Genomic DNA, 21,552 nt, shown 5'->3' with positions numbered 1-21,552 from the left:
AAGGGGGAGCTTTTGATTAGCATAAACAACAAATGCCGGTTTCTTCGAAACCGGCATTTGTTGTTTAAAAATCCGCACATTCGTTCCCCCTTCAGGGGGTTAGGGGGCTTTGCTAACAGGCTTTCACCAGCAACTCGGCAGTTGATAAGCCAGGCATGGGCACTACCTTTTTTTGGGGCATAGCTTTACGGTATTTAACCAGGTTGATGAGTAATACGCTGATGAGGATAATAACCAACCCAACAACTTGTAAAACGGATATCTGCTCGCCCGCAAACAATACACCCAAAAGCACCGCGATTACCGGGTTTACATACGAGTGTGTGCTTACCTGTGTAGCCGGCCTTATCTGCAACAGCCAAACATATGCGCTAAATGCCCCAATGGATCCGAATATAATGAGGTAGGCAATGGCAATCCATGATGAAGCAGGCACTTGTGCCAAACTAAAACCGTTAAACTCATGATGCAGTACACCTGCGGGGATAAAAGCCAGTCCGGCAATAACCATTTGCCAGGCTGTATTTAACCTTGCCGGGCCGCTGTTTACGTTATGCTTTGAATATAATGAGCCGGCCGCCCAAACTATTGGGCCTAAAATCAGTAAAGTCATGCCCAAAAAACTGGTTGTATGGTGTTTATCGGCAAGGGCTTTGGCTACCTGTTCGCCAAATAGCAGCACAACACCGGCAAAGCCCACAATTAGCCCGATAATGGTCGATCTGCTTTTGAAGTTAACACGCCAGTTGGGCCTGTCTAACACCACAAACCAAATGGGGCTGGCCGATACTGTGATGGCTACCATGGCGCTGGGCAAAGTTTGCTCAACCCAAATTACCATGCCGGTAGCTACAAACAACATCAGCATACCGCTAACAGCCGAATTGATGATGTCCCGCTTTACCCATATTTTATCGCCCCTGTAAGCGCACCAGCCCAGCATGAGCAGGCCTGCGGTAGTATACCTGAGCGCCCCCATCAGCATAGCCGGGAAACCGTGTACCGCCATCCCGATAAAAAAGTATGTAGAGCCCCAAACGATATAAACTGTAGCGAATGCTATGATCACCAATAATGCGGGTGCTTTTTGTTGGTTAACTGCTGTCATGATAGTTTTAGTTTTTGTTGATGATTGAATCTATGCTCCATTTATAATCGGGCAGTGTGGCCAGCAGCAGGCTTGCCGCGCTCACCGTAAAAACTGAATAACCTACCGGCGATTCGATACCGCCTGATATAGCCATGGCCAAAGCAAACGCCAGGCTAAGCAGGCAGCTAAGTGATGCAGCCGTACGGGTAAACAAGCCCGCGAGCAATAACAACCCTACGCCGGCCTCGCCAATGGTTGCTATCACAGCCAGTGGGGGGATAATTCCGGAAGGCAAAAAGCCCATTACCTGCCGGGCATAATCCATAAAGTGCTGCCAATCGCCCCAGCCTACATGGGGTTGCCCATGGGCGCCAAAAAAACCAAGGCGATCTGCCACCTCCCACAGGTAGCTGGTAGCCAAAGCACCACGCAAAGCGACAGACGGAAGGGCATAATTTTTAATAAGTTGCATATCATTTTTTGTTAACTGGTATAAAATTACGCATCAGTTGGCCTATCTTTATAGTCCAGAAAATACAAACAAGATAGTCCAGTATGAAATTCAGCATAGGATTAATCAGCATTGATAAGGATGCACAGATAGCGGTTTATCTGCAGATAACCAATAGTATTATCGGGCACATCAGGCAGGGCACATTAAAACCGGCATCGCCCCTGCCCAGCAGCAGACTGCTTGCCGCCGCTATAAAAGTTCACAGAAAAACAGTTGTGGCTGCCTATGATGAATTGTATGCCCAAAGCTGGGTAGATGTTTACGCGCGTAAAGGGTTTTTTGTAGCCAAAAACCTGCCCGATGTATCGCCCCGGCCAATCAACAACACATTAAAACAAAATGCTTACCCCCTAAAAACCCATTTTGATGTTACCGAGAAAGTGCCCTACTCCGATTTGTTTACTGATGGTAAGCCAGGGCTGCTAACATTTGACGATGGCTTCCCCGATACCCGCGTAGCCCCGGTAGAGTTACTGGTACGCGAATACCGCAGGTTTGCCAACTACCATTTCACCCAAAAGTATTTAACCTACGGCCCCGAGCAGGGTTCGGTAAACCTGCGTACCGAACTGGCGCGTTTCCTGGGCGAAACCCGTGGCCTGCAGGTTAGCGCCGATGATATCCTGATTACCAAGGGCGCACAAATGGCCATTTACCTGGCAGCCCAGATCCTGCTAAGCAAAAATGATGTTGTAATTGCCGCCGACCCCGGATACCCGGGCGCCAACGAGGTTTTTGAACAAACCGGGGCCAAATTAAAACTGGTACCGGTAGATGAACACGGCATAAACCTGGATGCTGTGGAAGAAATTTGCCAGCAGAAAAAAGTAAAGCTTGTATACGTTATCCCCCATCACCATCGCCCTACTACGGTAACGCTGAGCGCCGACCGCCGGATGCGCCTGCTTGAACTGGCCCACAAATACCGCTTTGCCATTATTGAGGACGATTACGATTACGACTTTCATTATGCCAGCAGCCCCATACTGCCCCTAGCCAGTGCCGATTATTATGGCAGTGTGATATATGTAGGTTCGTTTTGTAAAACTATAGCCCCCGGCATCCGCATTGGGTTTATGGTTGCACCGGCCAACCTGATTGTGCAAGCAACCAGGCTGCGTAAAATGATTGACCGCCAGGGCGAGCACCTGCTGGAAGAAGCCATAGCCAACCTGCTTAAAAATGGCGACATAGGCCGTCACCTTAAAAAGGCCAATAAATTGTACCATGAAAGGCGCGATATACTTTGCGCCCTGCTGAATGAGCACCTTGACAGTTGGTTAAGCTTTAAAATTCCCGATGGCGGCTTTGCCGTTTGGCTTAAATATGCCGACGGCATTAACCCTGCCGATGTGGCCGAAAAAGCATCGGCTATGGGCCTTACCATTAATAACGGCCGCGATTATTTTTACCATAACACTGGCACCCATCCCTACGTCAGGATAGGTTTTGCATCCCTAAACCCTAAGGAACTGGAAACAGCCGTAAAAATATTGGCCGACGTATTTAAAAAGCTTAATCCCAAAAGCCCTGAACCTTAATTTGTCCCGAAGGATACCCCTGCCCTTTGAGCAGTTTGCGTAACTGGGCTACCATGGTATTATTGCCGGCTAAATAAAATACGGTGTTCTCTAAACTATAACGCTGATCGAGCACCCATTCAATGAGGCTGTGATGTCCATAAACATCGCGGCGGGCTATTGGCTCCAGCGGTGTCCAAAAGTATTCCTGGAATAATTTACGGTGATGCTCGTTGCCAATTACTATTCCGCCCGAAAAACGGGTATGGGGCAGCACCATTTTTTGCAGTGCCAGTAAATGCCCCATGCTGCTTTCGTCGCCAAGGGCAACTATTGCCGATGTAGCCACGGGACTTTGATTAGTAGTACCCGTTTTAAGATAATTTACCTTATCGCCCTTTTTTAACAACCGTGCCCAATTGCTGCCGGGGCCGTTATGAGCGGCATCAACATAAATGGTGCAGGTTTGGGTTTCGGCATCCCAGCCCGATGGGGTGTAATCTCTGAAAGTAAGGCTATCTACCTTAAATTTAATGTAAGGAATTTCGGTCCAGCCGGTCATATCTATTTGCGGCAGGTGCAGGTCAACCTCAATTAAAGTGCAGGGCTCCCAATACCTTACTTCCAAAACATTGCCCGTTTGCAGGCGGCCTTCAAATAGCTTGCCGTTTTTTTTGTTTTAATTTTTGCAGAGTGGATGTTTCCATGTGATGTAGAATTATTATCACAAAGAAAAGGCTTATCTATGCGCGATAAAATGGCATACCTGCGGTAATGATTGGACTATTTGCGGTAATCGGCTTTGAAGGCGAGTGGCGTTACACCTTCTGCTTTTTTAAACAGGCGCGAGAAATAGGCATGGTCTTCATACCCCAGCGCATGTGCAATTTCTTTAACATTCAGCTGGCTATAGTACAGCAAACGTTTAGCCTCCAAAATAACTTCCTGTTGAATCCAGTAACTTACCGACAGTCCTGTAGCCTTTTTTAAAGCCTCATTCAGGTACGTTTCAGATACGTTGAGCTTAGCGGCATAGGCCGACGGGCTTTTGAGCGTACGTACATGCTCAACCAGCAGTTTCTTAAAATCCTGCGCCAACTGCACCGGCCGAGACATCAGCATACCCGGCTTTCCCGTTTGGCTAAAGCAGCCTGCAGCTATCCCCAGGAACGATTGCAGCAGCGAATGCACAACAGATAAATTAAAAACAGCCTGCTCGTCCTCGCGGTACCGCTCAAATAACAGGTTAAGCAAGCTTTCGCACTGCCGCTTTTGTACATCGTTTAAGGTATAAGGCTGCTGCAACAGTAATTGATTTTCAAACACATTACGGTAATCGGGCGGTATCAGCATGGTATCCACCGCTATGAACCATCCATAAGCGCCTTCGTTTTGGATACGATGGTGCACCTGCCCGGGTAGCACATAATAAAGACAGGATTCCTGTATCACAATCTCGTTAAAATCCACCATCAGCGATCCCCATCCCCCCTCGATTACAAAAAATATATAATGATCATCGCGGTGCGCACCCAGGGGTTCATCGGCCTTGGGTTTATCGCCCTTAAAAAAGCGATTGATCTCCAGGCCCGATGAGGCACGTTCCTTTAAAAGATGTACGGGAATGTCTTTCATGTTCAGGATGGCAAGTTAGGGCTTATTGTGATTGGGTGTATGAACGGAGTGGAAAAATTGTGGGCGTGGTCGAAATACACCGCGCCCCAAAAACCATACGCCATATTTTAATATGTTTGCCTATCTTTAGGGGTGAACATCCAGTTACTACCTTTAATTAAATGAGGCCAGGCTTATATCTTTTATTTTTCTTATTTGTTTCGATAAGCCGGCCGGGCTATGCACAGTCAGTTGCCACCGATTCGTTGCTCAACAAGCTCAACGCGGTACTGGCCGATAAGGATGTATACGTAAGGCAAAAAACAAACCGCATTGATGAGCTGGGCAAACAGCTAAGCCAGGCCAACGACCTGGATAAAAAATATAATATTTATCAGCAGCTGTATAACGAGTATAAAAACTTCAGCTACGATTCGGCCTATAACTACGCCAAAAAGCTACAGGAAACCGCCGCCAAACTAAACGACCCTAACCGCATGGCTTTTGCTAAAATGGAACTGGGCTTTACACTCATTTCATCGGGCATGTTTAAAGAGACGCTGGAAACCCTGAACAGTATCAATCTGCAATATCTATCAACCGACGATAAGGTGGAGTATTACTTCCTGAAAGCACGCAGCTATTTCGACTTATCCGATTTTGACCGTAATGTTGATTACTCGGCTATGTATAATCCCAAAGGCATTCAGTTTATCGATTCGGCCCTTTCATTAGCCTCACCCGGAACCTACAACTATTATGCATTAAGGGGGCTGCAAGCCTTACGCAAGGCCGATAATACCGGTGCCGTAAAAGATTATACCGCCCTGCTTAAGTTAAAAAACTTAACGCCCAACCAGTTTGCCATAAGCGCCTGCTCTTTAAGTTACATCTACGAAGTGCTCGGCGAGCAGGACAAATCGACCCAATTATTGATCCAGGCGGCCATTGCCGACTTGCAGTCGGCCACTAAAGAAACAGTCGCCATTTATAAGCTGGCCGATTTCCTGTATAAAAAAGGCGACCTGAACAGCGCCTTCGTCTATATCAAACAAGCTATGGACGATGCCACCTTTTATGGGGCACGCCACCGGCAGGTTGCCATCAGCAGTATATTGCCCATCATCGAGGCGCAACGCATCAGTACGATAGAACAGCAACGCAAGTCGCTGATTATTTACGCTTCTATAATTACGGTGTTGGTGCTTTTTGTGGTAATGTTTGCGTTCATCATCTTCCGCCAGCTTAAAAAGCTACGCATTGCCGATAACCTCATCAAGGAGGCCAATGTATCGTTACAGGAAAGCAACGTTGCATTGGAAGCACTAAATCGAAATTTAAGTACGGCCAATAAAATCAAGAATGAATACATTGGCTATTACTTCAACATCAATTCCATCTACATTGATAAGCTGGAAAGCTTCCAGAAATCGCTGGATAAAAAATTGAGCAGCAAACGCTACGAAGATGCCCAGGCAGCAATTAAAAGCCTGAACCTGGAAAACGAGAGGCACCAGTTGTTCCATACCTTCGATAAGGTTTTTCTTTCCCTTTTCCCCGATTTTATCGAAAAGTTTGAAGCCCTGTTTCACAAAGACGATAAAATTGCCATTGCCGACGGGCAGCTGTTGAGCACCGAGCACCGCATCTTTGCCCTTATCCGCATGGGCATCCACGATAACGACCGGATTGCCAAACTGCTGGGCTACTCGGTAAATACCATTTACTCCTACAAAAACCGAATTAAAAACAAATCATTTATCGCTAATGATGAGTTTGAAGATCATATTATGGCAATAGAGGCGGTGTAGTTTTAAGCTGTTAAATTCAAACTTTATTTCGCTTCTTATTATGAGTATAAGGCGGCCATGTTTGCCTGTCGGCACTGCTTAGCCAGATAGTATAGCGTTTTTGAAATAACAATACCCCATCACGTTTTATAGCCCATAAATAATATTCTATCAGGTTGGGATTGCCTTTACAATAGTCAAGTATGCAATTCTGGATACCTGTTACTGTATAATATGGCATCGGCTCTATATGGTCGGCCATAATAATCGCTACCTCTCCCTTATTTAAAAACCTGTCCTGGCAATCGGAACGAATACCGGTGGTCGAGGTGTCGCCAAAATAGGCTGTTATCGTGTGCAGCAATTTGCTCCCATAAGCTTTTAACTTTTTTGCCGAAGCATTGGTAATGATATTTTTTGAGTTGCCTGTTTTATAAATATCACCCAATAATTTGTCGACCTCTTGTTTTGATTGTGCAAAACAGCCCGCAGAGGTTAACAAGAGGAAAAAGGTCAAATTGATAAGCATTTTCATTATAGAAGCATTAAAAAACAGGTCTGTCTATCTCCACATCCTTTATTTTCCAGGCGGTTTTTAAACGTTGTTTTACTTTGTTTAAAGCGAGCGCATTCCCCTCATTTTGATAGGCCCACTGCAAACCTGTAAGCGCCCAGCCATTGTTGGGGTTTATTTGCAGGTCTTTATTTAACACAGCCACGGCCTCGTTGTAACGGCCTGCTTTTAGCAAAACATTGCCCAGGTAATGCCGGGCGGGTAAGGGCCAGTCGCGGGGTTCGTTATAAATGAGTTTATCCTCGGCTATAACTGCTTGTTGTAAAGTAGTGATTGCTGCACCATAGTTTTTTTGCGTGGCAGCAACATTGCCTTGCAATATCAGGTGGCCCACGCCGGCGGCCTCAAATGCCGAACTGAAATTATCTATAGGTGCTTTTAACAATGCAGCTGTTAAACCGGCTTCCATCAATTTTAGTTCTGAGGCGGCTTTTTGTACATCGCCCTTACCGCACCAGGCCATGCCCTTTGCAAAATGAAGCAATACCGATGCATAGGCAAGAGTATCGCCTACCTGGGTGTTTAAAATATCGTCCCATTTGCCAAAGCGCACATCTGTTAGCGCAGGCTGCATATAAACGTATTGAAAAAAATTACCATCAGCCCCTTTGGCGGCCAGGTAATCAGGTATAATGGTAGCCTTTGCTTCATTGGCCCCGTTAATGGCCGCCTTATAGTTACCGCCCATTTGCGCGCAATTTACTTTAAGGTGAATGTTATGCGTTTGATACAACACTGCCCCGTTAACCACCGGGTTGTAAAGGCCCGCGTAATAATTAAAACCGGCAATCGCTGCGTTATTATTTGTAATACCTTGCTGGTAATTACCCGTACGTATGTAAATATGCGATGGCATGTGTGTAATATGTGATACCAGCGGCATTAAGGTATCCAGCAAATGCGCGCTTTTTAAAGCCAGTTGCGGCGTGGCCGATGCCTCCATGGTATGGATATAAAAATGATTGGCTCCCGGATGTTTGGGGCTTATTGCAATAGCCTGCTCCAATAATGCGCGTATCTCCGGCGTCCATGGTTTGGGTTTAAAATCATGGGTGTATAAATCCCAGGGATGTAGCAATAGCAGGGCATCGGCATATAATGTTATCACCTCGGCATTTTTAGGGTAGCTGGCATAAACCTTTTGCATGGCACTGGCATAATTGCTGCGTAACTGTAACACGGTGATGGTGGTATCTTTACTATACCGCTGTTGCATTGCCGCAATAAGTGCTTGCTCCAACGGCGTGCATTTATTGGCAAAGTTGCGGCTGTTTACTGATGCCTCGTAAGCATCGGTGGGCGGGGCGTAACCATTAGGGTAATTGATGGTTGGCCCCATAGCCAGCGACCGGCCGTACCAGGCCATGGCGCATTCCGGATCAAACCGGGTTGCCTTGGTAAATGACGCTATGGCTTCAATAGAATGAAAAGCGTAATACATGCTCAGGCCCTGGTTAAAATAAAACTGGGCGCTGTCAGACGAGGTAGTGATTTTCCATTTATAATTTCCGCAGCCATTTAAAGCAGGAATTTCTTTTAAATCATCTGCCAGGTTGTACCCGCCGCTGCAAAGTACCACGGGACGTGTAATAGCCTTATACAAAAACGCGGTTTTTGTGATTTTTTTTTGATACCGGTGATAAAAAGACTGACCGGTTAAAAAAATAACGACCAATGCGGGGCATATGACCAGGGCTATTTTTATTTTCATCTGTTGTGGATTGCTGAAGATACTGCAATTTAAGTTTTTATGTGATGAATAATTGGCAGCTTTGCAACTATTTCCCCCAACAGCCCCAATCATCTACTCAAAACCCATCTATATCGCCCCATATTAAATCTATATTACAGCCTTTAAAACACCAAAACAAATATCTAATAATCAAGTAATTAACAATATTATTCTGTCTATATTTTCTATATTGAACCTTCAGGCTATTGATTAGCCAAAATTCCCTCCTTTTATTTGATTCGGATTTGCCAGCTATGGTACATCTGCAAAAACCAATTTTTAAAACCAATTTTACATGAAAAAAGTTTACTTATTTAAGTACGGCCTGACTGTGCTCCTTTTAATCTCGGCGATAGCTTCTTTTGCTCAAAAAGGCGCTTTCAGGGGCAAAGTGGTTGATGATCTTAACCAGCCATTACCTGGCGCCACAGTGCACGTTAAAGGCGCATCTCAAACAACGGTAACAGATGCTAATGGTATGTTTTCGCTTACGGGCGATGCGCAACAGGCATTAACCGTACAGGTTACTTTTGTTGGCTACGATGTGCTGGAGCGGGTAATCAAAGCCAACGAAAATCCCACTTTTCAATTAGTTCCCTCATCGAAAGCCTTAACCGAAGTGGTGGTTATGGGTTACGGTACCGTTAAAAAATCTGATTTGACCGGTGCGGTTGCTACTATTAGCGCCAAAGACCTCAACCCGGGTTCGGTTACCAACCCTTTACAGCAAATTGCAGGTAAAGCGGCCGGCGTAATTATTACCCAGGTAGGCAGCGAACCAGGTGTTGCGCCAACAGTGCGCATCCGTGGTTTAACATCGTTACAGGGTGGTAATGATCCGCTGGTGGTTGTTGATGGTATCCAGGGCAATATGGACCTGTTAAACCAGGTACCGCCAAGTGAAATTGCATCAATAGACATCTTGAAAGACGCTTCTGCCACAGCTATTTACGGTTCGCGTGGCGCGCCGGGTGTAATCCTGATTACTACCAGGAAAACCGCCGCCGGTAAAAGCAGCGTTGAATATAATGAAAACAGTTCGCTGGATGTGATATCTCACAAATTGCAACTATTATCAGCTGCGCAATGGACTGCCCAGGCCGAAAAACAAGGTGTAGAAGCAGCGGCCAATCATGGTTCAAATACCGATTGGTTTAACCTGCTTACGCAAAATGGTGTTACCCAAAACCACAACCTTGCATTTGGCGGTGGTACCAATGGTTTTAATTACCGTGCTTCGGTAAGCGCCATTACCCAAACAGGTATTGTTATCAATTCCAACTATAAAAAATATATAGGCCGGATTACCGCTACCCAAAAAGCGTTGGATGATAAATTAACCATCACCATGAACGTTAACAGCGGGATTAACAATGATGTGTACAGCCCTATTGGCATTGGTCGCGCAGCATTTACATCAAACCTGATTAGTAATACCTACATATCAAGACCAACCGACCCTGTGTACAACACTGATGGAACCTATTATTCAGATCCTAACGTGTTCCAGTACATTAACCCATACGCGGTTGCAAAAACCGTTAAAAACGATGTGAACACCAACAACCTGTTTACCAGTTTAAAGGGCGATCTTGATATATATAAAGGGATATCGGCAGGATGGTTTGGCAGCTGGAGAAAATCTGACACCAACACCGGCTATTACGCCCCGGCAACATCAACCATATCAACCGCTATTGATAATAAAGGTATTGCCAATATCAGCAATAACCATGTTGACGAAAAACTGATGGATATCAGCTTAAGCTACAAGCACGAATTTGGCTTAAGCCATTTTGATGCATCGGCTATTTACGAATGGCAGGCACAAACTTATAACGGCAGCTTTGCGCAAGGCCGCGGCTTTGTAAACGATTTTGCTACTTATAATGCTTTACAACTTGGCGATTTTTCTAAGTTTTTGCAGAATGATATTTCGTCATACAAAAACGACAGGAGATTAATTTCTTACATCGGCCAAATCCATTATTCTTACAACAACAAATACCTGCTAACCGCCAGCATCAGGCGCGATGGTTCAACCGTATTTGGGGTTAATAACAAATGGGGTAACTTCCCTTCGGCCGCGCTTGCATGGCGTGTTGACCAGGAAGATTTCATGAAAAACCAAACCCTGTTCAGCAGCTTTAAACTGCGCGTGGGCTATGGTGTTACCGGTAACCAGCAAGGCATTTCACCACAAAACTCTATTGCTTTAGTAGGCCAGGCGGGTTCGGTATTTTTTGGCGGCACAACCATCCCTAACTATTTTTATACACAAAATGCCAACCCTAACCTAAAGTGGGAAACACGTAAACAGGCCAACGCCGGTTTCGATTTCGCGATGTTTAACGATAGGCTAAACGGTACTTTTGATGTGTACAGGGCTACTACCGATAACCTGTTATACCATTACACAGTACCTGTTGTAGGCCAGTTTTTTGTAAACAATATCCTGGCAAACGTAGGTAGCTTACGCTCGCAGGGTGTTGAACTTTCATTAAGCTATATGGTTATCAAAAAGCAGGATATGACGCTTACACTTGCTGCAAACGGCTCATTGCTGCAAAGCAAGGTGCTTAAATTAGGCGGCAATATTCAAGGGTTTGATGTACCTACCAACTATGTTGGCTGGGGACCAAACGCTTACCTTGTTGTGGGCAAACCTGTAGGTACTTTCCTTATTTTAAAACACCTGGGCAAAGATGCCAACAATGCCGAAACCGTTGTTGACCGCGATAAAAACGGCACCATTGACCAGGGTTCGCAAAGTAAAGACAGGTATGAAGAAGGACAGGCACAGCCTAAATATACTTATGCCTTTACCCCAAGCTTTACTTACAAAAACTTTGATGCATCAATGGTTTGGCGCGGATCGGGCGGTAATAAAATTTACAATGGCCTTCGTCAAAGCTTAAGCTTATTAGAAAACCTTGGTAAATCAAACGTGGTTACCAGCGCGGTACCATTAAATATCCAATCGTCGCCTTACGGGTCTGACCTTTGGTTAGAAAGCGGATCATTTTTAAGATGGGAAAACCTATCATTAGGATACAGGTTTAACCTGGCCAAAGTTAAATACGTAAGCGCTTTGCGCTTATCTGTAACCGGCCAAAACCTTGCCATTATAACTAAATACAAAGGACTTGATCCCGAGGTAAACGTGAGCGGCGACAGCTCATCGGGCGGCGACTACGGTACCTATCCGCGCACCAGGACCTTTTCTTTAGGTTTAAATGTTATTCTAAAATAATTTGATCATGAAAAAAATATTAATCAGTATTTGTATTATTAGCCTTGCTGCCAGCTGTACCAAGGTTAATGAGCATGTGTATGACAAATATGCTGCTGACCAGTTTTATTCAACCCCGGCGGGTGCTGATGACGCGTTAGCCAATGTGTACTCAAAAATTACCGGCAGCTGGGGCTCAAACTATGCCGGCCGCGATAATTGCTGGTACGATTTAAACAGTTTCTCATCTGATGAGCAGGTGATACCTCACCGCAAATCTGGCGACTGGCAACTTGATTTTGCCCAGCTGTATACCCGTACCGAACTGCCTAACCTGGGTATTATTAACAATACCTGGAACTGGGCCTATTCAACCATCTATAGTGCAAACCTGGCTATAGCCCAGCTTACATCTGCCAAAGCCGATCCGTCAAAAATTGCCGAAGCTAAGGTGATGCGCGCCTGGATTTATTACCTGTTGATAGATGATTTTGGTGATGTACCTTTTTACACAGACAATAACACCAACGTTTCAAAAATTCCGCAAGCCAAAAGGGCCGACATTTACAATTTTATTGTAACCGAGCTTAAAGCCAATGTCGACCTGCTTTCTGAAACACGGGGCGGTTCTTACTACGGTCGTTTTAACAAATGGGCCGGCTACATGGTATTAGCTAAAGTTTATTTAAACGCGCAGGTGTATACCGGTACCCCGCATTGGGCCGAGGCCCTGGCGGCTGCCACCAAAGTAGCATCGGGTGGTTATACATTACACCCTGCCGGTGCAAATACAGGCAGCGCCTTAGGCAATTCATACTACGACCTTTTTGGCGATGTATGCCCTAATGACGAAACCATATTTGCATTGTACATTACACAAAACATCATAAGCGGTAACATTTATACCATCCGGAGCTTAAACAGCCCCAACGGCGTAGCCCTTATTGGTTTTGCAGGTTGGAATGGCACCATTATCCCATCTGAGTTTTATGATAAGTTTGATAACGCCGACATCAGGAAAAAACAATTCCTCATTGGCGCGCAGGCAGGCGGCATTACCTACACCAAAGAGGTATCCTCATTAATCGATCCGGGTGCCGGAGCCGATGAAGGCATCAGGGATGATAAATTTTTCCCGGTAAAACCATCAGACGGCAGTGGCGAATCAAATGATTTCCCGGTTTACCGTTATGCTGATGTATTGCTGATGCAAGCCGAATGTAATGTGCGTTTAGGAAACACCGCCGCAGCTGCCCCATTCCTTAACCTGGTTAGGGAGCGTGCAGGCTTAGGTGATATTGCCGCGCCTACGTTAGATAACATTTACGATGAGCGTGGATTTGAATTGAACATGGAAGGCCACCGCAGGCAGGATATGATCAGGTTTGGCAAGTTTTTGCTGCCGCACGGTTTTGTTCAAACTACACCTGCCTACAGGATGCTGTTCCCGATACCGACCGACGCGCTTAACGCCAATACCACGTTGAAACAAAATCCAGGTTATTAATTATTCATAAAGTGATGAAAAAAATAATCAACTTAACATTTGCAGCAATGGCCTTCGTGACCGTTGCCTGCCATAAGCAGGCGGAGTTGACCACGCTGAAACCGGTTGCCTTTACGGGTAACATGACAGCCTCAACAACCACAGTCACCCTGTCTGCTACTACCGACGATCAGTCGGTAATTACCTTTACCTGGCCTGCGGTAGTTTACCCTTACAAATCGCACGTAACCTACACCCTGCAAGCCGATTTGCCTGCCGATACTGTAGGTGCAACCGCTTGGCAAAACGCTACATCGGTATTGATTGGAAACGATGTACTAACCAAAACCTACAAAGGCAGCGATTTAAACACCCTTGCCCTTGCGTTAGGCGTTACGCCAAATGAAGTGGGTAAAATGGTGTTCAGGGTGCAGGCCTACCAGGATAGAAATGCTTATTCAAAAGCGGTAACATTAACTATAAGCCCGTATAAAATTATCCTGCCACCAAGCAACAATTACCCGGTATTATACCTTCCGGGCGATTACCAGGGCTGGTCGCCGGGCACTGCTGGAACAGTAGCGGCATCGGTACCTAACATTTATGAGGGCTATATTTATGAGCCTGCAGGCGGCAGCTACCACTTTAAGTTTACCAGCGCGCCCGATTGGAACCACATCAATTACGGCGATGGCGGCGCGGGCTTATTAACCACCGATGGTACCAAAGGCGATTTGGTTTTGCCTGGCCCGGGTGTTTATGAACTGGTTGCCAACCCGCAAACCCTTACCTGGTCATACACCCTGGTTACCTGGGGAATAATTGGCGATGCCACACCAGGCGGCTGGAGCAATGATACCCAAATGACCTACGATGCCGCTAAACAGGTATGGACAGTTACAGCCAATATGCTTGCCAGTGGTTCGTTTAAGTTCAGGGCCAATAACCAGTGGGCTATTGATTTTGGTATCACAGCAGATGGCAAAATTCAATACGCCGATAACCCTGCATTACCGTACAACGGCTCGTTAGGTAACTTAACTGTACCGTCAAATGGTAATTATACCATTACACTGGATTTGCATGATCCAAACAATTACAACTTTAAGTTAAAGAAAAATTAACCGGTAAGGCAGCGCGTTTGCTGCCTTACATCATACCTTTTTTATTATACTTTGAGTATGTTAACGGGATTTAAAAGTGTGCATTAGTTGATTTTCAGGAGTAACCGGGTTTGCCGGGCTCCTGATTTTTTACTGCCAGTTACCTTCCCGATAACAATTCACCACCCCTTTTTATACATGAAATTTACTACGATCACACTTTTACTTGCCTGCGTTTTAAACTTGCCATGTGTTATGGCGCAATTGCCGGTAGTAACGCCCGGCAATATCGAAACCGTTACCATAGGGCAACAGGAAGTTTCTTTAAAAACAACCAATGCTTACGGCAGCGTATCTGTTTACAGCCCATCCATAATTCGGGTGCGGTTGGATAAAAAGGTATTGGGTGCCGATTTTTCGTACGCTGTGGTTGGCAAAGCGCAGGCTGTAAAAGTGCAGATCAGCCAAACGGATAATGAGATTGATATCAGCACCGACTCATTAAAAGCGGTAATCCAAAAGAAACCTTTCAGCGTAACATTTTATACAATCGATGGCAAGATAATTAACCAGGACGAACCTGGTTTAACCACATCCTGGGTAAACGATGCGGTAACTACCTATAAAAAAATGCAGGATGATGAGCATTTTGTAGGCCTTGGCGAAAAAACCGGCAACCTTGACCGCAAGGGCAATGCCTATACCAACTGGAACTCGGATGTATATGGCTACAGTACCATGGCCGATCCACTTTACTCCACCATCCCTTTTTATGCCGGCATTCACCATGGGTTAAACTATGGTATTTTTATGGATAACACCTACCAAAGCGACTTTAACTTTGGTGCCAGCAATAACCGCTTCTCATCATTCGGCGCGCATGGCGGCGAAATGAACTACTATTTTATCTACCATAAAAAAATGGCAGATATTATTGCCTCCTACACCTGGCTTACCGGCCGCATGCCTCTGCCCCCAAAATGGGCTTTAGGCTACCAGCAAAACCGTTACAGCTATTACCCCGAAGCCGAGGTAATGCGTATAGCCCAAACCCTGCGCGAAAAGCGAATCCCGGCTGATGGTATTACTCTTGATATTCATTACATGGATAGGTACCAACTATTCACCTGGAACAAAAGCCGTTTCCCCGATCCTGTAAAAATGACCGATGCGCTCAACAAAATGAACCTGAAGCTTACCGTTATTGTAGACCCGGGAATTAAGGTTGAAAAAGGTGCACCGGCTTACGAAAGCGGCCTGAAACAAGATGTGTATATTAAATACCCCGATGGTACACCTTACACAGGCCAGGTTTGGCCGGGCTGGTGCAACTTTACCGATTTTACCAGCGATAAAGGCCGGGCATGGTGGCGCAGCCAGGTCGATTTTTTTGCCAAATCGGGCGTAAGCGGTATTTGGAATGACATGAACGAAATATCTACCTGGGGCCAAAAAATGCCGGATAATGTTTTGTTTGATTATGACGGCCACCCAACTACCCATTTACAGGCGCATAACGTGTATGGATTAGAAATGGTACGTTCAAGCTACGAAGGCGCTTTGGAGCACTTTAAAGAGCGCCCTTTTATCCTGAGCCGGTCGGGATATGCAGGTTTGCAGCGCTACTCGGCCATATGGACAGGCGATAACCGTGCCGAAGAAGACCACATGCTGTTGGGCGTACGTTTAATGAACAGCCTTGGCCTAAGCGGCGTATCATTTACAGGGATGGATATTGGCGGGTTTACAGGCAATCCCAGCACGTCTTTATATACCCGTTGGATTGAGCTTGGCGCATTTATCCCCTACTATCGTAACCACACCGCCCTCAACAGCCGCGCAGCCGAGCCATGGGCTTTTGGCGAGGATGTGCTGGACATTGCAAGAAACTATATCAGCTTACGCTACCAGTTAATGCCTTATTTATACTCCAGCTTTTATGAGTCGACGCAAAACGGTTTGCCGGTAATGCGCTCGCTGGCTATCAATTATACTTTTGACCCGAAAGTAATGGACGCCACCTACCAAAACCAGTACGAGTTTGGTAACGGCTTTATGGTTGCCCCTTTTGAAAGTACCGCGGCTTTTGGCAAGGTATATTTCCCAGAAGGCAACTGGTATGATCTGTACACCGGGGCCGAACAAAAAGGCGCACAGGAGGTAACTATCCCGCTAACGGTTAGCAAACTGCCGGTTTACGTAAAAGGCGGTAGCATTATCCCCATGCAGTCCCTTACCCAATCAACTGCCGAATTACCTACCGATACGCTCGCCGTGGATGTATACAAGGGAAGCAAAGCCAATCATTTTGTGTATTACGAGGATGATGGCAAAAGCTTCAGCTACCAGAAAGGTGATTTTTATAAACGTATGATCAGTTTTGATCCCGATAAAAAAACCATCACATTTGATAAGGCAGAAGGGAGCTTTAAAACCAATTTTAAATACATCAGGCTGGTGCTGCACGGCTTTGAACAATCAACATCAGTTAAAGCAGGCAACCGCAATTTAAAGCTACAGGATAGCAGCATCGCGTTTTTAGGTGCCGCAGCAAATACCGACCCGCAAGGGAGCATAAACAGGCCCGATAGCAGCCCTGTTAAAACGGTAACCATCAGTAATGCACCAAATAACATCCAGATAAATTATTAAAAAGGACGTGTGAGTATGATCAAGAGTAACAAAAAAAACCAGATGAACAGTTTAATTCTATTTATAATGCTGATAGGCTCGCTACTGGGCTGCGGCAAAAAATCGCCAACAACAGATGACGGCGGCACCACCCCACCCCCAACCAATACCGACCCTGCACAATACGGCACCCCTTTTACCGGCGTGCCCGCAACCAAGGATATTGTGATGTACGAGGTGAATTTAAAAACCTACTCGCCGGTTGGCTTAAGTAGCGCGATGGCCCGCTTAGATTCTATCAAAGCGCTTGGCGTTAACGTGGTATGGCTGATGCCAACCTACCCGGTAGGGGTGCTTAAAGCTTCAGGATCGCCCTACGCGGTTAAGGATTACACGGCTGTAAATTCCGATTTTGGCACACTGGATGACTTGCGGGCTTATGTGGCCAAAGCGCATACGCTGGGTATAGCCGTTATATTGGATTGGGTAGCCAACCATACCTCGTGGGATAATGCCTGGATCCAGAATAAAGACTGGTACCAGCAGGATGCATCGGGTAATATCATTATTCCGCCAGGCACAAACTACGCTGATGTTGCCGCTTTAAATTACAACAACACCAGCATGCGTGCCGCCATGACCAAGGCCATGAAATACTGGGTGTATACTGCCAATATCGACGGCTACCGCTGCGATTTTGCCGATAATATCCCTAATGATTTCTGGGTACAGGCAATAGATACTTTAAATAAAATTACCACCCATAAACTGATCTATTTAGCTGAGGGCACCAAAGGCCCCGAAATAAGCGCGGGTTTCCAGATGAATTTTGCGTTCAGCTATTACGGTACACTTAAAACCTTATTTGCAGGCACATCCAACCCATCGGCCCTATTCTCAACAAACACTGCCGAAAAAGCTTCGCTACCGGCCAATGGTATTAAGTTAAGATATATTACCAACCATGATAATGCCTCGTCAGATGGCAGCACCATCAGCGAGTATAAAGGCAAGCAGGGTGCACTGGCCGCGTTTGTTTTGGCAGCCTATATGGATGGTGTGCCATTGATATACAGCAGCCAGGAAGTTGGCTATCCAAATTCCATCAACTTTTTTAACAACGTAAAGGTAGATTATACCGCCAACCCGGATATGATTGCCGAATACAAAAAGATTATAGCCTTCCGCCAGGCGCACGAGGCTGTTAAAACAGGAACATTAATCGCCTATAACGATAATGATATTGTATCCTTCGAGAAAAAGACGGCAGCGGATGATGTATTGGTGCTGGTAAATTCAAAAAACAGCAGCATTACCTACGCCGTTCCGGCTGCCTTACAAGGCACCACCTGGACAAATGGTTTTACCAAAGCCAACATCACATTAGGCACTCAATTAACCATACAGCCATATCAATACCTGGCGCTCAAAAGATAACTTCTTGTTTACTTTTTATATCAAAGGGCAGCTTGGTCTCTGATCCCTTTGGGTTTTGTAAATCACCGCGCGATGCGGTGATTTACTTTTAAAGGGGGAAGGGTATTATAGCTCCCCCACATCTGATAACAACAATATATAACTGGTACTTCTGCCTCCGCCTGTTTCTTTTTCAAGTATCCCTTTTTCAACCAAATCCTGTATATCCCTTAAAGCGGTGTCTGCCGAACATTTGGCCATTTTCGCCCATTTGGAACTTGTTAACTTGCCAAAAAAATCATCCAATAATGTGCCGATCATTTGCCGCTGGCGACTATTCAAAGCCGTATTTCCGTGACGCTCCCAAAAGTTAAAGCGGCTAAAAACACCCGATAAAGTTTGTACAGTACTATCCATCGCACGGTCAAGGCAATCGAGGAACCAACTGATCCATTCAGTGATATCCAAATCTCCCTTTTGCGTTTTTTCCAATAGATTATAGTAAACAGACTTTTCTTTTAAGATCTGCGCCGACATGCTGTAAAATCGTTGCGGGCTATTATCGGCACGTGCCAACTGCATATCGGTTAACGCCCTGGCAATCCTTCCATTGCCATCGTCAAATGGATGAATAGTAACAAACAATAAATGCGCTATAGCGGCTTTAATTACCGGATCAAGGTCATTTTGCCCGTTAAACCAATTCAAAAACAAAATCATTTCTTGTGGAAGCAATGTTGCGTCAGGGGCTTCAAAATGAATTTTCTCTTTTCCTATTGCCCCGGATACTACCTGCATCGGCCCGGCATCGGGTGTTCGCCAGGCTCCTACTGTTATTTTGTGCATGCCGGTCCTCCCGGTAGGGAACAGGGCTGCATGCCACCCGTATAACCGGTCGTCTGTTAAAATTTCGTTATAATGCTGTGTGGCATTAAGTATCATTTCTACCACGCCTTCAACATCCCTGCTTGCATTAACGGGGTGAGTTAAATTAATTCCAAGCCTGCGGGCTATTGATGACCGCACCTGGTCGGTGCTAAGCAGTTCCCCTTCAATTTCGCTCGATTTTTACATCAAGCGTTAAAGTATCCAACAACGCGTGCTCCTTTAACTTAAAGCCCAAAGCGTTCATCTGGCCAAGTATGAGGCCCTGCCGATGTCGCACATTCCCCAGTTGAGGCAGCACAAATTCCGCATCCCAGGTAAAATCTGGCCAGGCCTTTAGTTGATGTATATACATATTCGCCGCATTTGATTCTTCAAGGCACCCTTCAGTCCTCCATCCGATACTCCGCCTGGTGCAAAACCGGGAATTTAACCGAGTTGGCTATAAAGCATAATTTGTTAGCCTCGTGGTGCAACTCATCCGCCCTGGCCTGCATGGTGGCTTCTTTAAGGGTAATCACCGGCTTTAATATTACTTCGGTAAAATAGCCGCCGCCGTCGCTGGTTTCAACCATAGTACCTTCTGCGTTATCTTCATACGCGATTACCACCACGCCCGCCACCGAACACAAGTGCAGGTACCACAGCATGTGGCAGGCAGCTACTGATGAAAGCAACAGGTCTTCTGGACTATAACGGGATTTATCCCCCCTGAAACTTGGATCTGAGGAGCCTGAAATATCCTGCTTACCATCAATGCTGATGGTGTGGGCACGTTCATATGATCTATAATCTTTGGTTCCGGCACCGGTATTACCTGTCCAGGTGATGGTGGTTTTATAGTGATGATCTTTCATGATCTAATATCACCATAAAAATAAACACCCCTAAATAAAATTACAGATTGGTCATCTTTAAAGATGCCTCATAGTAACGTTGGCCGGTATCAGGATATTTTTTTAACAGATCATCAATCTCCTGCAAATCCGCAGCCGATAGTTTCACATCAACAGCTCCTGCGTTTTCCTGCAGGTATTTGCGTTTTTTAGTGCCGGGAATAGGGATAATATCATCGCCCTGTGCCAGCACCCAACCTAAAGCTAATTGTGCAGGTGCAACATTTTTTTGCTGTGCCAGGGCAGCAAATTCGTGGGCAAGTTTTTGGTTATTGTCCCAGTTGTCCTCGTTAAAACGGGGCAGTGTTTTGCGAAAATCGCCATCGGCAAGTCCTTCTTTATTTAGGGTATTGGTTACCAGGCCGCGCGATAGCGGGCTATAAGGCACCAATGAAATATTTAGTTCGCGCAGTACCGGTAATATTTCGTTCTCTACATCGCGGGTAAGCAATGAATACTCGCTTTGCAGGGCAGCAATAGGATGCACAGCGTGTGCTTTACGGATACTTGCAGCCGATGCTTCTGATAAACCAAGGTAACGTACCTTGCCTTCCTTAACTAATTCGGCCATGGCTCCTACCATTTCCTCCACAGGCACATTGGGATCAATGCGATGCGCGTAGTATAAATCGATGGTATCAATATTTAGTCGTTTGAGGCTTTGCTCAACGGCTGTTTTCATATAGGTCGGCGAGGCATCGAAATAAACATTCGAGGTGCCACTACCTGCATAAGGGGCGTTTACATCCCGCACCCTGAAACCAAATTTGGTAGCTATAAATACTTTATCGCGGTTTTGTTTCAGTACTTTGGCTATCAGCTCTTCGTTTTTGCCGTTGGCATACATATCGGCAGTATCCCAAAAGTTAATGCCGAGGTCGAGCGCCAGGTTTAACGTGGCCAATGATTCGTCATTATCTATCGGCCCATAGGCGAAACTCATGCCCATACAGCCTAAGCCAATGGCCGATAGTTTCTCGCCGGTATTCCCTAAATTTCTGTATTTCATAGGTATTATATTTTTGTTGATACAAATTTAAACAACCTGCAAAGCGATGCGGTTATACGT

The 21,552-nt window shown here is 45.7% G+C and carries 17 protein-coding genes; 7 read left to right on the top strand and 10 right to left on the bottom strand.

Going from position 1 to position 21,552, the window contains the following annotated elements; genetic code table 11:
• Positions 1–112 precede the first annotated feature (112 nt).
• Both AC1DV1_RS01245 and AC1DV1_RS01240 read right to left on the bottom strand, forming a co-directional pair.
• Positions 113–1,108 (bottom strand): EamA family transporter, encoded by a 996-nt coding sequence (locus AC1DV1_RS01245; protein WP_477354021.1) that lies wholly within the window; start codon positions 1,106–1,108, stop codon positions 113–115.
• A 7-nt stretch (positions 1,109–1,115) separates the two neighbouring features.
• On the bottom strand, positions 1,116–1,562 hold the full coding sequence (locus AC1DV1_RS01240; RefSeq protein WP_477354019.1) for a DoxX family membrane protein: 447 nt from the start codon (positions 1,560–1,562) through the stop codon (positions 1,116–1,118).
• 83 nt (positions 1,563–1,645) lie between these two features.
• On the opposite strand from AC1DV1_RS01240, the gene pdxR reads away from it, so the two are divergent.
• A complete protein-coding gene (pdxR, locus tag AC1DV1_RS01235; RefSeq protein WP_477354017.1) occupies positions 1,646–3,145 on the top strand; it encodes a MocR-like pyridoxine biosynthesis transcription factor PdxR in 1,500 nt (499 codons plus the stop codon).
• Here pdxR and AC1DV1_RS01230 read toward each other — a convergent pair.
• Together AC1DV1_RS01230 and AC1DV1_RS01225 are read right to left on the bottom strand one after the other, a co-directional pair.
• Complete coding sequence (locus tag AC1DV1_RS01230; RefSeq protein ID WP_477354015.1) at positions 3,120–3,752, bottom strand: SIP domain-containing protein; 633 nt, start codon at positions 3,750–3,752, stop codon at positions 3,120–3,122. The two genes, pdxR and AC1DV1_RS01230, sit on opposite strands and share 26 nt — an antisense overlap.
• A 155-nt stretch (positions 3,753–3,907) precedes the next feature.
• Positions 3,908–4,759: a helix-turn-helix domain-containing protein gene (locus AC1DV1_RS01225; RefSeq protein WP_274209740.1), complete on the bottom strand. Its 852-nt coding sequence runs from the start codon at positions 4,757–4,759 to the stop codon at positions 3,908–3,910.
• A 161-nt stretch (positions 4,760–4,920) separates the two neighbouring features.
• Here AC1DV1_RS01225 and AC1DV1_RS01220 point away from each other — a divergent pair, with 161 nt between their 5' ends.
• Positions 4,921–6,549, top strand: coding sequence for a DUF6377 domain-containing protein (locus AC1DV1_RS01220; protein ID WP_477354013.1), 1,629 nt, complete (start codon positions 4,921–4,923; stop codon positions 6,547–6,549).
• A gap of 16 nt (positions 6,550–6,565) precedes the next feature.
• Here the strand turns inward: AC1DV1_RS01220 and AC1DV1_RS01215 are convergent, their stop codons facing one another.
• Together AC1DV1_RS01215 and AC1DV1_RS01210 are read right to left on the bottom strand one after the other, a co-directional pair.
• On the bottom strand, positions 6,566–7,063 hold the full coding sequence (locus AC1DV1_RS01215) for a hypothetical protein (protein WP_477354011.1): 498 nt from the start codon (positions 7,061–7,063) through the stop codon (positions 6,566–6,568).
• 10 nt (positions 7,064–7,073) lie between these two features.
• Complete coding sequence (locus AC1DV1_RS01210) at positions 7,074–8,813, bottom strand: tetratricopeptide repeat protein (protein WP_477354009.1); 1,740 nt, start codon at positions 8,811–8,813, stop codon at positions 7,074–7,076.
• A 316-nt stretch (positions 8,814–9,129) separates the two neighbouring features.
• Here AC1DV1_RS01210 and AC1DV1_RS01205 point away from each other — a divergent pair, with 316 nt between their 5' ends.
• From AC1DV1_RS01205 to AC1DV1_RS01185, 5 genes are all read left to right on the top strand, one after another.
• A complete protein-coding gene (locus tag AC1DV1_RS01205) occupies positions 9,130–12,087 on the top strand; it encodes a SusC/RagA family TonB-linked outer membrane protein (RefSeq protein WP_477354007.1) in 2,958 nt (985 codons plus the stop codon).
• Between the two features lie 7 nt (positions 12,088–12,094).
• Positions 12,095–13,573, top strand: coding sequence for a RagB/SusD family nutrient uptake outer membrane protein (locus tag AC1DV1_RS01200; RefSeq protein ID WP_477354005.1), 1,479 nt, complete (start codon positions 12,095–12,097; stop codon positions 13,571–13,573).
• Positions 13,574–13,587: 14 nt separating this feature from the next.
• The gene (locus tag AC1DV1_RS01195; RefSeq protein ID WP_477354003.1) at positions 13,588–14,676 is read left to right on the top strand and encodes a SusE domain-containing protein; all 1,089 of its coding nucleotides are present in this window, start codon (positions 13,588–13,590) and stop codon (positions 14,674–14,676) included.
• Positions 14,677–14,853: 177 nt separating this feature from the next.
• On the top strand, positions 14,854–17,307 hold the full coding sequence (locus AC1DV1_RS01190) for a glycoside hydrolase family 31 protein (RefSeq protein ID WP_477354001.1): 2,454 nt from the start codon (positions 14,854–14,856) through the stop codon (positions 17,305–17,307).
• A gap of 42 nt (positions 17,308–17,349) precedes the next feature.
• Entirely contained in the window at positions 17,350–18,723 is a 1,374-nt protein-coding gene (locus tag AC1DV1_RS01185; protein WP_477353999.1) for an alpha-amylase family glycosyl hydrolase, read from the top strand.
• Between the two features lie 105 nt (positions 18,724–18,828).
• On the opposite strand, the gene AC1DV1_RS01180 is transcribed toward AC1DV1_RS01185, so the two are convergent.
• The 4 genes from AC1DV1_RS01180 to AC1DV1_RS01165 are packed head-to-tail and all read right to left on the bottom strand — an operon-like array spanning position 18,829 to position 21,492.
• Positions 18,829–19,728 (bottom strand): Fic family protein, encoded by a 900-nt coding sequence (locus tag AC1DV1_RS01180; RefSeq protein WP_477353997.1) that lies wholly within the window; start codon positions 19,726–19,728, stop codon positions 18,829–18,831.
• Positions 19,729–19,753: 25 nt separating this feature from the next.
• Positions 19,754–19,942, bottom strand: a complete 189-nt coding sequence (locus AC1DV1_RS01175; protein WP_477353995.1) for a DUF4172 domain-containing protein — start codon at positions 19,940–19,942, stop codon at positions 19,754–19,756.
• Positions 19,943–19,973: 31 nt separating this feature from the next.
• The gene (locus tag AC1DV1_RS01170; RefSeq protein ID WP_477353993.1) at positions 19,974–20,444 is read right to left on the bottom strand and encodes an OsmC family protein; all 471 of its coding nucleotides are present in this window, start codon (positions 20,442–20,444) and stop codon (positions 19,974–19,976) included.
• Between the two features lie 40 nt (positions 20,445–20,484).
• Positions 20,485–21,492 carry an aldo/keto reductase gene (locus tag AC1DV1_RS01165; RefSeq protein ID WP_477353991.1) on the bottom strand — a complete coding sequence of 336 codons (1,008 nt, stop codon included), beginning with the start codon at positions 21,490–21,492 and terminating at the stop codon, positions 20,485–20,487.
• Positions 21,493–21,552 lie beyond the last annotated feature (60 nt).

Source organism: Mucilaginibacter sp. P4_D1 (assembly GCF_056401935.1).
The sequence above is the reverse complement of the archived record's forward strand: the minus strand, read 5'-3'. Positions and strand labels throughout refer to the sequence as shown.

Coding starts and splice junctions, on each gene's coding strand:
- pdxR (WP_477354017.1), top strand. CDS start 1,646: ATGAAATTCAGCATAGGATTAATCAGCATTGATAAGGATGCACAGATA.
- AC1DV1_RS01165 (WP_477353991.1), bottom strand. CDS start 21,492: ATGAAATACAGAAATTTAGGGAATACCGGCGAGAAACTATCGGCCATT.
- AC1DV1_RS01220 (WP_477354013.1), top strand. CDS start 4,921: ATGAGGCCAGGCTTATATCTTTTATTTTTCTTATTTGTTTCGATAAGC.
- AC1DV1_RS01200 (WP_477354005.1), top strand. CDS start 12,095: ATGAAAAAAATATTAATCAGTATTTGTATTATTAGCCTTGCTGCCAGC.
- AC1DV1_RS01245 (WP_477354021.1), bottom strand. CDS start 1,108: ATGACAGCAGTTAACCAACAAAAAGCACCCGCATTATTGGTGATCATA.
- AC1DV1_RS01205 (WP_477354007.1), top strand. CDS start 9,130: ATGAAAAAAGTTTACTTATTTAAGTACGGCCTGACTGTGCTCCTTTTA.
- AC1DV1_RS01190 (WP_477354001.1), top strand. CDS start 14,854: ATGAAATTTACTACGATCACACTTTTACTTGCCTGCGTTTTAAACTTG.
- AC1DV1_RS01195 (WP_477354003.1), top strand. CDS start 13,588: ATGAAAAAAATAATCAACTTAACATTTGCAGCAATGGCCTTCGTGACC.
- AC1DV1_RS01215 (WP_477354011.1), bottom strand. CDS start 7,063: ATGAAAATGCTTATCAATTTGACCTTTTTCCTCTTGTTAACCTCTGCG.
- AC1DV1_RS01170 (WP_477353993.1), bottom strand. CDS start 20,444: ATGAAAGATCATCACTATAAAACCACCATCACCTGGACAGGTAATACC.
- AC1DV1_RS01210 (WP_477354009.1), bottom strand. CDS start 8,813: ATGAAAATAAAAATAGCCCTGGTCATATGCCCCGCATTGGTCGTTATT.
- AC1DV1_RS01240 (WP_477354019.1), bottom strand. CDS start 1,562: ATGCAACTTATTAAAAATTATGCCCTTCCGTCTGTCGCTTTGCGTGGT.
- AC1DV1_RS01225 (WP_274209740.1), bottom strand. CDS start 4,759: ATGAAAGACATTCCCGTACATCTTTTAAAGGAACGTGCCTCATCGGGC.
- AC1DV1_RS01175 (WP_477353995.1), bottom strand. CDS start 19,942: ATGTATATACATCAACTAAAGGCCTGGCCAGATTTTACCTGGGATGCG.
- AC1DV1_RS01185 (WP_477353999.1), top strand. CDS start 17,350: ATGAACAGTTTAATTCTATTTATAATGCTGATAGGCTCGCTACTGGGC.